2 protein-coding genes are annotated in these 13,694 nt (G+C 66.7%); both read right to left on the bottom strand.

Translation table 11 applies throughout. The annotated features are described in order from the left end of the window. Positions 1–56: 56 nt before the first annotated feature. Positions 57–659 (bottom strand): transposase, encoded by a 603-nt coding sequence (locus HMPREF2716_RS30005; RefSeq protein ID WP_003116532.1) that lies wholly within the window; start codon positions 657–659, stop codon positions 57–59. A 390-nt stretch (positions 660–1,049) separates the two neighbouring features. Further along, positions 1,050–13,592: a filamentous hemagglutinin family protein gene (locus HMPREF2716_RS09950; protein WP_070621880.1), complete on the bottom strand. Its 12,543-nt coding sequence runs from the start codon at positions 13,590–13,592 to the stop codon at positions 1,050–1,052. Positions 13,593–13,694: the final 102 nt, after the last annotated feature.

Here is a 13,694-nt window from a genome sequence, read left to right on the forward strand (position 1 = left end):
TTAAAAACGGCGCCCGCCCTTATGAAATCTCGTTCTTTTCTATTTTCACTTTCGTGCTAGATATTCAGCCGTCGCGCTCCGCCATGGCGCGCTTGCCATGTATGCAACAAGGCGAAGTTCAGGGAGAACTCCGGCATCTGCATGAGATCCCCGGAAATCACTTCCCCGATAATCCTGCCTATTATCCTTACCGCCTCCGCGCTGTTCAGCAGGACGGTTATATCGCTGACGAAAACCGGAAAATTCCAGATCTTCTGCTTCATTTCCAGGCCGACGAACCAGCGATACAGCAGGTTGTAGTTCAATTGCTCATACAACTGCTGCTCGCTGGGAATCGCGTACAGCAGTTGCAGCAGCAGCGCGTGGATCAGCGGCTCCGGGGCCAACTGCATGCCATGTTCGCGGGCAAGCGCCGAGAGGACTTTCGCCTCTTCGACAAGGAGACTTTCTATTTGCGGTTTCAGCAACGCCAGGGAATGTCCCGGCGGTATATAGCTGGACACTTCCTTGAGCGCACCCTGCCAATCTTCCTGGGACACTATCCAGACCCATGGCGCCCCATATCGATAAACCGATACCGGTTTCTTGCGTGCGGCTTCGACGATCTTCGATAGGCGCTGGTCAAGTTCCTGCATACCGACTTTCGAGTAACTTTCCATCAATACTCACCGTCCTTCGCCGTATTCACCGGAGTGACCACGGCCGTTAGCGGATACTGTTCTCTTGTTTCAGAGCGGAACGCGTCTTTCTCGAACGACACGCTCATTTCCAGCAACCGGTCAGCGCAACCGGGAAATGGCCGATTCCTTTCGTTCCCGTCCCTGCCTTTCACCGCTGAATTCCGTTTTCCTCATTCACACCTGTTTGACGGCAACCCCGCCGCACCACCGAACTTTTGTCATGAAAACTTCATGCGGCCGGCCATTCGCGCGCCACCGGCGGGGACGAACGGGCATTCACCCGAGAATCGACCAGCGCCTCGGAAGTTCGCAAAAAAAGGGCCCTCCGTGGGGAGGGCCTGGCGGGTATCGTGCCTCCGCGGCGGTGCCTTACAGGATCAGGTTGCCGCGCTCTTCATCGGTCAATTGGCTGCGCGCCTGTTCGCCGAGGGCTCCGGCGCCGAGCACCTGCACGGCGCTGTCCGGGTTGTAGCCCGGCGAACGACTGGCGCCGTCGCGCGAAGGCTCCAGGCGCTCGTTGCCGAACCCGAGCACCTGCACCGTGATCACCGACGGCATGCGCTGCCGCGCGGCGGCCTGCTGCTGGCGACTGACGTCCTCCGCCGCCTGGGTCGCGGAACTCGCCGCGGCGCTGGCGGAGGTCAACGCCCCGGTATTCACCGAAGCCACCAGCGGAATGCCGCTGGACTGGCCCTGGGTCTGGATGTTCGCCGCGTTGACCACCTGCAGCGCCGCCACGTTGACGTTGCCGGAGACCCGGATGCCCGCCTCGCCGGCATCGATGGTGCCGAGCGGGGCGATCAGGTCGATGTCGCCCGGCGCCACTTCGGGAATCGGGTTGAGGGTGGCGATACCGGCGCCGGTGCTGGGCACCTGTGGCGACAGGCTGACGTTGCCCCAGGCGTCGTAGATGCGCCGCGGCGGGGTGTACACCACGGTGGTCTGGGAACCGCGACCGGCGTTGATGTCGCCTTCCGCCGACCAGGCCAATATGCTGCCGCCGAAGGTGGTCATGATGCGGCTCTGGCCGAGCAGGATGCTGTCCCGCGAATAGGCCTGGATATTGCCCTGGCCCTGGGTGACGATGCCTGCGGTGGACGGCGGCGCCTCGCCCTCGATACCGAACACCTGGCGCCCGCCGGGGCTAAGCAACTGGATGTCGCCGCCGAAGTCAGTGTGCACGCCGGCACCGCCATACATGACGATATCGCCTTCGTAGCTGATCGGATTGCCCGCCGGATCGCGCTCGGGGAACAGCGCGGCGATCGCGTTGCGCCCGCGCAGGTAGCTACCCTGGCGTACCCCGCCGACTTCGTTGTACTCGCGGCCGCCGGCCCTGAGTTCGGCGAAGTACACCTGGCGGGCGAAGATCCGCTGCTGCTCGGCGGGCAGGCCGGCGAAGAACGCCTGGGCCTGTTCCGCGTCGCCGGCGAAGCCGAAGCGCTCGTTCAACCACTTGGCCAACTCGCTTTCGTAGGTCCTGACCACCTTGCCCGGCTGCTCGGCCAGCGGGGTGCCGCCCTGCGCCAGGTTGGCCGGATCCAGGTAGCGCTCGAGGAAGGCCTGATAGTCGGCCCCCGCCGCGCCGGCCTGGAGCACGATATCGGCACCCGGCCGGCTGTCGCCCGGCACCACCGCGCCGAGACTGGTGATCGCCGCGCGATCCTCCATGAGAATGTTGCGCCCGGCGCTGATCTCCAGGGTACCGGGGCCGGCGACGTTGAAGTTGCCGTAGAGGATGTCGCGGCCGGCCTGGACCAGCGAGAGGTCGTTGGGGTCGTCGTGGACGAAGAGGTTGCCGGTGAACGAGGCATCCGTACTGATCTGACTGGGAGCGCTGATACGCTGTCCCAATGGGGTTCCGGAGGCAACGATGTCGCGCCCGGCGCGCATCCAGACGGGACCGGCACCTTCATACCAGGTTTGCCCGGCGCGGTTCCCCGCCTGCTCGCCGAAACGAATCTGCGCACCGCTATTGAGCCCGACGATATCTCCTGTCAACGCATAGAAACGCGCCGGTTGCAGATCGCGCGCCAGGCTCGCAGCGCTATCGGGGCCGAAGTAGAACAGAGGCAATCCGCCAATGACGGCCGGATTCCCGTCCGGACTGCCGTTGCCGGCTATCGGGTTGAGCAGCGCGGCATCGGAGTAGCCGGCAAATGCCGGCGTCCAGATCGATGGCAGGTTCGCAGGATCGGCACCTGAGCGTTGCACCGAATAGCCACCGGCATAAATGGAGTCTCCAGCCAGCAACTCCAGTTCACCGTTGAGCGACGGTGCCAGTAACAAGGAGTAGGGAGTGGTCGAGACATTCAGGCTCACGCCTCCCATGTAACCGCTGGAAGGACCGAGATAGATACTTCCTTCCGGGGCAGCCGCACGTACTATCGATGGATAGATGAATCGCCCATCGCTAGGCGACAGGTTTCGGCCTGCCATGGGAATAGCGTTGGTTGCCTCGACCAATTGGGTGCTGGGCGTCAGGTTGCCGCCCGCCGCAAACAGATCGATCGAGGTGTGTGCAGTCCAGAGACTGAACCAACCGATTCCGCCCCCTTGGTAGACGCTGCCATCGGGAGCCGTGAAGCCAACGGTATTCGGCACCCCCACCCTACCGGGATCAGTCACCCCGCCCAGGACCAGGTCGCCACGGGTTTCCAGACGCATGCCAGTATCTCCGGCCACCAGGGTGAGGCCGCCCGTGGAGCTAGCCAGCGTCGGGCTGAACGCATCCCTGCTGCGCACTTCGGCGGGGTCCCGCAGTAGAGTGTCGTAGCGAGGATCGATGCCTCCCAGCGCACCACTGTACAAGCTCGCGGAACCGCGCAGATTGATGAGGGCCCCCTGCAGATCGTGAATGGTGCCGCCGCTGTAAAGACCGTCAAACCCCGAACTCGAGTAGGTCTGGGTAGCCCGCGCCTCCCGGCTCGGGTTCACCTCCCCGCCAATTCTCACATTCAGGTCACCGCCGCCGCCAAGTTGCAGCGCGCCGTCGGAGGTGAGCCGGCCAGTGCCGGCAACCGCCAAGACCAGTCCCTGGCTGCGCGGATTAAGGTTACCGGACGAAGGTATCGAACCATCTCCGCGTGGCGCGATATTGCCGGCATCACCTCCGGTTCGCATGCTGAGATTGCCGCCTCCCAGAGTGCCGAAACCGGTGAAGCCGACCAGATAGGGAGCATCTCCCTCCGCGCCACGCACATAGCTGCCGAAATTGACCCACCAGGCCGTCGGCACTCCTTCCCTATCGGCGCTGCCCTGGCGCCAGAGCCAGTTGCCGACTGCAGCGCTGGGGGGCAAGGGGCGAATGGGATCGCTACTTGTCAGTTTCTCGGCCCATTGATCGCCAACCACATCACCGCCAACGGCGATATCGAGGTTGCCGCCATGTTCCGGATACCAGGCCTGGTACTGGCTGGTTGAGAGCACTTCGTAATCCGCGCCACCGGCGCCCAGTACCGACCCATTGAACAGACCGCGAGGCTGATTGAATCCCGTCGCGACATCGGCGGCCTGCGTTCCGGCGGTATAGACGCCGTACGGCGACCATTGCGTAAGGTTACCGGCACTGGCCAGGTCAAGATCGCCAGTGCCGGTGCGCAGCACACTGAACAACTGGTTCTGCGGTGTGACCACGGTTTTGCCGAGATTCTCGATACACAGGGACGGATCGACACTGCACCACCACAGATCGCCCTCGCCGATCGCCGTACCAGCAGGCATGCCCAGGTAATTGCCGGGCGCCCAGGTCCAGCGGGGAGGCTCGGCACAATACGGCCCCAGCCCGCAGATCCATTCATTGCTCTCGTCGACCGGAGTTCCCGGGGTGATCCCCCAGTCGGTAGCCTGATCGGTGAACACCAGCCCTCCCGAGCTCTGTTCGATCTTCGCCTGATAGTGCGTATCGGCCAGGTTCAGGCTGGCCGAGGAGTCCGGACGCACCAGACGGTTGTCGGCAGCCGCGAGATCGGCACCGGCGACCAGGCGCATGGACCAGGACTGGCTACCGGCCGGCAGCATCTCGGCCAATGCCCAGTTGCGTCCCTGGCGGACACCGTCGCTGGGCCGCAATTCGATGAAAGGCGCATCGCCAGCCAGTACCACCTCGGTCTGCGAAGGGATCAGAGAACCACGTGCCAAGGCCAGCTCTCCATTGAGCAGCAGGACATTGGGTCTGCTTGGCCCCTCGCGCAGGATGCTCGGCAAGGGCACGCCCGCAGGCCAGGTCATCGCCTGCACGCTGGCCGGTGCAGCCAGCAGGGTACCGGCACCCAGCCGGCTGCCGACCTCCAGCGTCACCCCGTCGCGCAGCAGGCTGCCCGCGGCGTACAGCAGGTTGCCGGCGGCATCGTGGATGTCCGCTACCAGCACGCTGCCGGCGGCCAGGGTATAGGGCTGTTCGAGTACCGCCTCGGTGGCCAGACGGGTGCCGGCGGCCAGGGTGGTGCCCTTGATCGGCAGGTCGTAGTTGAGGGTGCGGCCGCCGAGGAACGCGGTACCGTCGCCGAGCACCACGCCCGGGCCGGGAACCACCAGGTCGCCACCGAACGGCTGCACTCCCGGGGTGAGGATCCAGCCCTTGTCGTCCGGCGAGTCCGGCGGCGGCGCGAAGCCGTCGTTGATACTGCCGTAGAGGTTCAGGTCACCGCCGGCGCGCAGCACCAGCGCGCCGACCTCGCCGGAACCGTAGACCTCGGTCAGCGGCGTGTTCGGATTGAGGCTGGCGTAGCGGTAGCCGGACAGATCGAGATCGCCCTGCACCACCAGATCGCCGTCCGCCGTTGCGCTGACGATCTCCACCCCTGGACGCAGGTGGAAAGCATCCGCGTAGGTGGCATTGGTCAGTCCGGCCAGCTTGCCGTCGAGCAACTCGCGGTTGGCCAGCGCCGCGGCGATGAACGCGCTGCTCTCGGCATGCCGCGCATCGAGGTAAGCCTGGTCGATCACCTGGTAGGACCGCCCGCCGGCCGCCGGATCGTTGCCCCAGGGCGCATCGTCGTAACGCTGCATCGCGTTCAGGGCGATGCTGCCGGCGCCGCGGATATCCAGCGCGCCGCTGGCATCGATGGCGATGTCGCCGGCGCTGACCCCGCCCAGGCGTGGCGCGTTCAACTCCAACGTGCCACGGGCGACGCCATCAACCTGTTCCGCTGGCGCCGCGGTGCCATGGCGCAGGTCCATGCGCGCGCCGCCGGCCAGGACCAAGGTGCCGCTGCCGGAACTCAGCTCGACCATCGCCCGGTTCGGGCTGTCGATGATCTGCCCGTAGCTGTCGCGCCGCAGCAGGCTTCCATGCGCATCCAGCAGCGCGTTGCCACCCAGGCTCAGGCCGCGGCCGCCGGCCAGGCGGATCTCGCCGACCTGCGCGCCGCTGGCGTCCACCGTTCCGCTCACGCCGAGCTGGCCATTGTCGAGGGACACCTCGATGCGATGCGCCTTCAGGCCGTCGCCGATCTGCAGGTCGCCTTGCTTGAGCTGGAAGCGCCGCGCGCCGAAGACCTCGCCCTGGTTCAGGCGCTGGTTCAAGGCGGTGAACTGCTCGCTCAGGCTGCCGCCATCGCCCAGGCGCTGGGCGCGGATCTCCAGCTCGCCACCGAGGAACGGCACGCGGGTGCCGCCGGCATCGTAGTCGCCGCTGGCGCCACCCAGTATGCGGCCCTGCAGGTCCACCACCCCGGCGTCCTCGGCCAACGCCACGGCGCTCAGGGTACCGCCGCGGTTGTTGCGCGCCGACAGGTCGATCAGCGAACCGGCGGCCTGGCGGATGTCGCCGGCGCGACTGCTCAGCAGCAGGTCGCCACCCCAGCTGTATTTATCCACATCGTTGAAGCTGGCCTTGCGTCCGGCCAGGTCAATGCGCGCGCCATCGCCCAGCTCCAGGTCGTCTTCGGCGCTCAGGCTCAGCTTGCCGCTGGGTAGCGAGACCGCGCTATCCAGGCGGATCTCGCGGGCGCTGAGGGACAACTCGGCACCAAGCCCGGCGGTGCCGCTGTCGAAGGTCACCGCGGCAGCGCCCGCCGGCGCCGCCAGGCTGAGGCTACCGCCGCTGCTGATCCGACTCAGCGAGCCGGCCTCGCCGGTCAGCAACGGCGTGCTCAGGCGCAGGTCGCCGCCACTGTAGCGCAGGCCTTCGCCGGCGACGTAGCCGTCCAGGCGCTGGTAGACCCGCAAGCTGCCCTTGTGGTTGGCGCTGATCCGCTCGCTGGCGTTCAGTTGCACCTCGGCGAAGCCCAGCGCCAGGCGTGCCTCGTCGGTCTCGCCGGCCGGCTGGGTATTCGCGCCGTAGCCCAGGGTGATGCGCTCGGCATCCACCCGCAGGGTTCCGCTACCGCTACCGGCGCCGCCGGCGACCGGTGCTGCGGCCGGCTGGCTGGAGCCGCTCCAGACCAGGCTGGCGGTGCGAATGCTGGCGACATCCTCGCCGGTGCCATGGCCGTAGATGGCCGGGGTGCCCAGCACCAGGTTGGCCAGGCTGGATTTGCCGGTGGCCGGGTCGTAGGTGTCGAGGCTGACGCTACCGTATATGTTGACCGCATCGCGGGCGCTGAGGATCAGGTTTTCCAGGGCCGGAATACCCGCCCCGCGCTCGCCGCGCAGCAGGCGCTGGAGCACCGTCTGGTCCAGCGCCAGGCCGTTCGGCAACACGCCGCGAGCGGCCGCGTCGGCCAGCGACTGGCTGGAGCCGATATTGATCGTACTCAGCGCCAGGCTGAGATTGCGTGTCCCGTAACGAACGTTGTCGCCAAACGTCACCGTACCATTGGTGGCGATACCCAGAGTGCCCTCCGAATAGAGTTCGGTGTCGGCGCAGCCCGCCCCTTCCGCACAACCTCCGAGACGAACCGGTAACGAGCTATCCGCTGCGGGTGCCAGCAGGTTCAGCCATCCGTTGGACAAGAGCAGCAGGTTACGGCCGCCGGGTTGATAGATGAAACCATCGGACGAATCGTATGCAGTCTTGCCTTTCCCCAGAGTGCTGATGCCACTCCCACCTTCAAGGGTGATATCCCTGCCAATGATCACCTCCGGTGCGGAAAGGTGCGCGCCCTTTCGCAGCACAACGGGAAAGAGCCGGTTGCTCCCGCCGAACTGGACGAAGTTTCCTTGCTCGCCGTATTCGACGTAGGGCAGCGTGCCAATGGCGATACGGCTGGCGCCTATTGCATTCAGATCGTCCGCAACCAACGACACGCCAGCGAAATCGGAGTCGGGCAGCCCACCTTCAGGCAGAATCTCGATGCCCGCCTCGGCATCCACGATGAGGCTGCCGCCATATCCGCTTTCTTCCGGCGTGAAGTCGACCTTCCCCTCGAAGCTCAGGGCGTTTTCCCGAAGCTCCTCATCCGCGCGCAATCCCAGGTAGAGGGATCTGGCATCCACTGGCAACATCGCTCTGGGGATGTTCTTGCGCGCGGCATCGGCGCGAATGAAATCCGCATAGCTCATTTCGTTGTACTGCGAGTAGCGGCGCAGCGTATCGGCGGAAGACAGGATGACCTGACGGCTCAGACTGTCGCGGATGGACGTGCCGGCAATCGACAACTGCCCGGACGTCGCCCAGGAGCCATTGCGCAACCCCTGCGTCGCCATGGGCGCGCCTTGCCCCGCCAGACCGTTGATCTCGACGCGGAAAGCGCCCGGCAACAGGGCATAGGTCGAAGGCAGCAAGGTGTAGGTACCGGCGGCCAGGCCGGGAACGCCATCCCCGATGGTGACCTGTTGCCCGACCAACGGCTGGATGGCGCCCGCCTCGCCGCCCAATGGCGCACTAACGGCTTGGTGTCCAGGTACGATGGCATACACCGGGTTGCTGGACAGCTCCGGCAGACGGAACCCATCATTGTCCTGCTGCACCAGGGGATGAAAACGCGCATCGGTCGAACCCCCTCTGCCGGAGATGAATCCAGCCCCCGCGAGTTCGCCGCCGCCGGACAGGTCCAGCCGCGCCCCCTGTTGCACATCGACCTCGCTGGCATAAAGGCCGACTCCCGCAACCAGTGTCCCAGCAGCGAGAGCGCCCCCGGCACCGGTCAGTTGAATGGGGACCTGGTTGACCAGATAGTTGATCCCATCGGTCGTGCCTCCATAGGGCATGACCAGCTCAGCGCCGCTGACCGAGGTCAGGCTACCCGGCAACAACCTTACCGTGCCCGGGGCACGATCCAGATTGCTGCCGAACTGGATGAGCCCCAGCGGCGCACGCACCACGCCACCCTGCTCGATATTCGATGCCATGAACGCCAGACTGCCGAATACCGACAGCGGAGTGTCCGGCAAGGACTCGCCGCTACGTTCGATAGCCAAATGCCGTTCGGCATCGAAGACGGCCTGCCCCCTCTCATCCAGTCCATACCCGGCATAGAGGGTCGAACTCGCTCCCGTCACCGGATAGAGTTGGGCCGCAGTCAGTTGCAGATCGCCGTGGGTTATCAAGCGCCCCGACGGATCGCCATTCTCTGGATAGTCGCCAGCGAAACGCAGGTCGCCCTCGCTGCGCAGCGTTACCTTCTCGAAACCTGGTCGCTGATAGCGGACAGCCTCTGCGTTGACCCCATTGATCACCCCGTCGCTACCGAATGACAAGCGCCCGGCGATATCCAGCAGGCGCCCGGCAGAAACCTGCAAGCGAACCTGCTCCGCTGTCGCGGTCGGCCCGTACGTGAGACGCGGACGAAACTCGCCAGAGGCCTGCTGCCCATACATCCCGATGCCGGAAAGGCGGACATAGGGCGCCTGCAACTTCACCTCGCTCGGCCCGCCACCTGTGGCGGCTATCGTCCCCGCGTACAGATTCAGGCTGCGCCCCATCGCAAGATCGATGTTCCCCTCGAACGACAGCGGACCGTTGCTGAACAACGAAAGTTGGTCGAATCCGCCGCCCGTCAGCGACTGCGTCCCAACTCGGCTCTGGCCATAGCGCAGAGCCGAATCGTCCATTCCCGGTTGCAGCAAGGTCGGTAATCCCGAATCGGCATGCCCTGCCGTCAGGATCAGCTCGCGCATGGCCAATACCCGGTCATCCACGACAGTAAAACCTTGGTACAGGGGAGCGTCCGCAATGATCTCCAGGCTGCCGCCCGCCGCTCCCGAGCCGCCGGCTGCGGCGCGCAACGAGCCGTCTAGATACAGCCCATTGTAGGAACTGAGAGCGATGCGCCCGCCGTCGCCGGTCAGCAAAACCCTTCCCAGTCCCGGTACATCCAGCTGTGCCTGGCTGCCGGAGGCCTCCAGTCGTGCACCGGGGCGTACGATGACGAACGCATCCGCCGAGGTCGCGATCGCCTTGCCCGGATCGATCTCGCCGCCGATGACGATGCTGCCGCCGGACTGTACTTCTCCATAGCGGCGACCGCGCCCATCCACGGCAGTGACAGCGCGGCCGGCAACATCCAGCAATGCCTGCTCTCCAATCCAGATGGAGCGTGCATGGGGCTGGCCTTGCGCCTTGGGCTGATTGTCCTGGGTAACGTCGAGCGCGCCGAACTGCTGCTGGCGCACGTCGATGCGTCCGCCCCAAGCGTTCAGAGTGCCATCCAAGGTGATCTGTCCGGGACCGCGCAGGACGATGGCGCGCCCCGGATCGACCTCGACCAGCGAACCGCGCCCCAGCTCCAGCGTCTGGCTGGCGGGATCGAGCTGCCCGAGGATATTGCCGTCGCCGCCTGCCTGCAGGTACAGGTCCGCCCCTTCGCGTTGGACCAAGCGTCCGGCCAAGGCATCCTCCAGGTACAGCGGCGGTATCCAGGCCTCCAGCGCCTCTCGCGGCGCCTCGCCAGCCGCGACCTCGCCGGCCCCGCTGGCGAAACGGTAGACCGGCCGCGCGACCCGCACCTGGGCATCCTCGGCTACCGTCAATCCGGAGCGACCGACCACCCGGTAGCTGGCGAAGCCCTGCTGGAAGAAATCTTCGGCCAGTTGCAGGCTGCCATCCCCGAGGTCGCCGCCGCCGATCCGCACCTTGCCGCTCTGCAGCGACAGCGTGCCGGCGCCACTCGTGCCGAGACCATTCAATGTGCCGCCCAACTGCAATTGGCCATCGCTGGCCTGCGCCAGCCCGGCACTGGCGTGCAAGGCGATGTCGCCGCCGCGTCCGCCCAGTCGTTTGCCGTCGGCCAGCAGCGCCGCCCCGGACGACACGTCGAGCAGACTGCCCTGTCCCAGGCTCAGGTCGCCGCCGCTGCGCAGGGAAATCCGTCCGCCGTCGCGGTAGGCCAACGTATCGTTGTCCTCCGGCGCCAGCAGCAGGTTGCTCCACAAGCCGCTGGCATCCAGTCGTACACCATCGCCCACGCGCAAGATGCCGGCTTCGCGGCCGGCATCGACGAAACCATCGATCGTCCCGTTCGGGGAAATCTGCGCCAGTACGTTGCCGGCCTGCAGGCTGCCGCCATGAGCGGTGATGTCGGCGTCGATCGCCACGTCGTTGGCGAACAGGATCGCCTCGCCGCCATTGGCCAGGGTCAGCGCGCTGTCGACGCGGATGCTCTCGCCGGCCGCCACCTTCAGGCCGCCCAGCTGGAAGCCGTTGAGCAGTTCGCTGTCCAGGCTCAGGCGGCCCTGGCGCTCGGCGGCCACCGGAGCGTCCAGGGTCGGCTCCTCGGCCGCCACCTCGCCGGCACCGATGACCACCTGCTTGAGGCTGCCGGCATCGGCGCCGAGAGCGTACTCCAGCAGGCCGCTGCTCTTCACGTAGTAGGGGGTGTAGCGCCCGACGACCAGCTGCGCGCCGCGCGCCACGGCATTCTGCGACTGGTTGTAGCCGTCCAGGCCGGCCTGTGGCGCTTCGGTCTGCCGCTCGCCGCGATAGGTATCGCCGACCACCTGGCCGTCGAGCCGCGCATTGGCGCTGCCGATCACCAGACTGCCGGCGTCGCGGCCAACGCTGTAGCCGTTCTCGTAGCGCTGGGTCGGCGCGATCAGCGGATTGTAGAAATAACGGGTCTGGTCCCAGCGCTCGCTGTGTGCCTCGTAGCCGCGGTAGATGCCGTCGTAGAGCAGGTCACCCGGCGCCGAGCCGAGTTCGTAGAGGCGTCCGTCCGACCCCTTCAGCCAGGTCTGGCGGATGTAGCCGCCCTGCACATCGAGGGTTCCGCCGGACAGGTTGATCTGTGAACCGGCCTGGGTCACCACGTCGTTGCCGGTGAAACTGACGATGCCGCCCTGGGCCATCCACTCGCCCGCCGAGTGGCCCTGGGTGCCCAGGTAGCCACCGACCTCCAGCAGGCCGCCAGCGGTGTACCAGCGGTCGCTGGCATAGCCGTTGGTGCCGGCAGGCACCCGTACCAGGTCGCGCACGTCGACCCACACGTCCTGGCTGTTCAGACCGCCGCCCTCGCGGTTGACCGAGGCGTCGCGCTGCTCGTTGCCGCGCACGTTGACCTTGATGCTGTTGGTCTCCATCGCCACCTGCACGCCTTGCGCGCCGGAGACATCGATCACCGCGCCGTCGCGCAGCAGCGCGCGCTGGCCAGCGTTGACCGCCACCTGGCCACCGCTGGCGAGGGTGATGGAGCCGTCGCGGAAATCGACGCTGCCGGCGGAGTCGATCTCCACCCGCGACAGGACGCGGCGGTCGTCGTCGCCCCGACTGACAGCGGCACTGGAGCCGTTCAACGGCTTGAGCAAGGCCTCGCGCTGGCTGTCGAGGGCGGCGCTGCCGCTGCTATCCACCAGGATCGCGCTGGTGGCGCCTTCGGCCAGGGTGATCCGCTCGCTGGCCTTCAGGTGCAGGGTGCCGCGGCTGTCCACCGAACTGCTGGAAAGCAATACACCGGCCTGCTCCACCTCGCGGCCGCTGAGGCTGATATCGCCGGTGGCGGCCTGCACCAGGCCGCTGTTGCGTACCCGGCCGGCACTGCTGTCGGCGGCGAAGCCCGGCAGCACCTCGTTGCCGCGGGTGGTGGAGGTCAGGTTGCCGTCGGTGCCCTGGCCACGGCGGATGACGAAGCTGTCGCCGGCGGACAGGACCGTCTGCCCCTTCGGCGTGACGATGCTGCCGGCGTTGTCCACCTCGCTGCCGAGCAGCAGGACGTAGCCGCCGCCCCTGGTCGAGCCGGACGGCGCTGCCGTACGCAACTGTGCGCCCTGCTCCACGCGCACGGCGCCGGCCGCGTCGGTGAAGGTCGGACGGCTGCCGGCGTTGTCGTAGTAGAGGCCGCGCTGACGGAACTGTTCGTCCGAGATGTTCGCCGCCGCCACCGTCAGGTTGCGCACGTCCACCTGGCTGCTGCCGGAAAACACCACGCCGTTGCGGTTGACCAGCATCACCGTGCCGTCGGCCTTGATCTGCCCCTGGATCTGGCTGGGCCGCGCGCTGGGGTCGTTGACCCGGTTGAGCAGCGCCCAGTCGGCGTGCTGCTGGAAGTCCACGGTGGTGTTGCGGCCGACGTTGAAGGTCTCCCAGTTGAGCACCGCCTTGTCGGCGGTCTGCTCGATGCTCACCGTGGTCTTGCCGCCGGCCTGGGTCTGCACCGGTCCCTTGGCGTTCTGCCAGGCCTGCTCGAACGGCAGCGAGGCGTCGACCTTGAGGCCGCCCTCGCCGAGTCCGTCCGGAACATCCTGCGGGAGGTTCAGCGCCGCCTGGCGTCCGGCGGCCTGGGCGGCCTGCTGGGCGGCAATGGCGGCGACGGTGTTGTTCAGGTTGGCCATCGAACGCTGCAACTGCTGGTTGACCCGCTGCTGCTGCGCCAGCGGCGGCGGCGCCCCCGGCAACTGCGCTCCCGGTCGCGGCGCCCCGGCAGCGCCGCCCTGCGCCGCGCCCTTGGCGGCGAACCAGGCGGCGCTGAACGGCTGACCGGCGGCCTGGGCGCCCCCTGCGACCAGCAGCAGGGCGATGGCCTGGGCCAGCGGCTTCAGGCGCGGCGCGTAAAGCGCGCGGGAGGAACGGGCGGACGACGGCGAACGGGACGGCATGGCGAAGGGGTCCTTGAGCATGAAGTCGGTCGGGCGCCCGCAACGACGCCCGTTACTGGTAGACGGCCTGGCGGAGGGTGGGCCGAAGACTTGTCATGGAAA

Origin of the sequence: Pseudomonas sp. HMSC076A11 (genome assembly GCF_001810205.1) — a bacterium.
GTDB lineage: Bacteria > Pseudomonadota > Gammaproteobacteria > Pseudomonadales > Pseudomonadaceae > Pseudomonas > Pseudomonas aeruginosa.

Bases quoted from the DNA above. Each gene is read 5' to 3' on its own strand.
- HMPREF2716_RS09950 (WP_070621880.1), bottom strand. From the start codon at position 13,592: ATGCCGTCCCGTTCGCCGTCGTCCGCCCGTTCCTCCCGCGCGCTTTAC.
- HMPREF2716_RS30005 (WP_003116532.1), bottom strand. From the start codon at position 659: ATGGAAAGTTACTCGAAAGTCGGTATGCAGGAACTTGACCAGCGCCTA.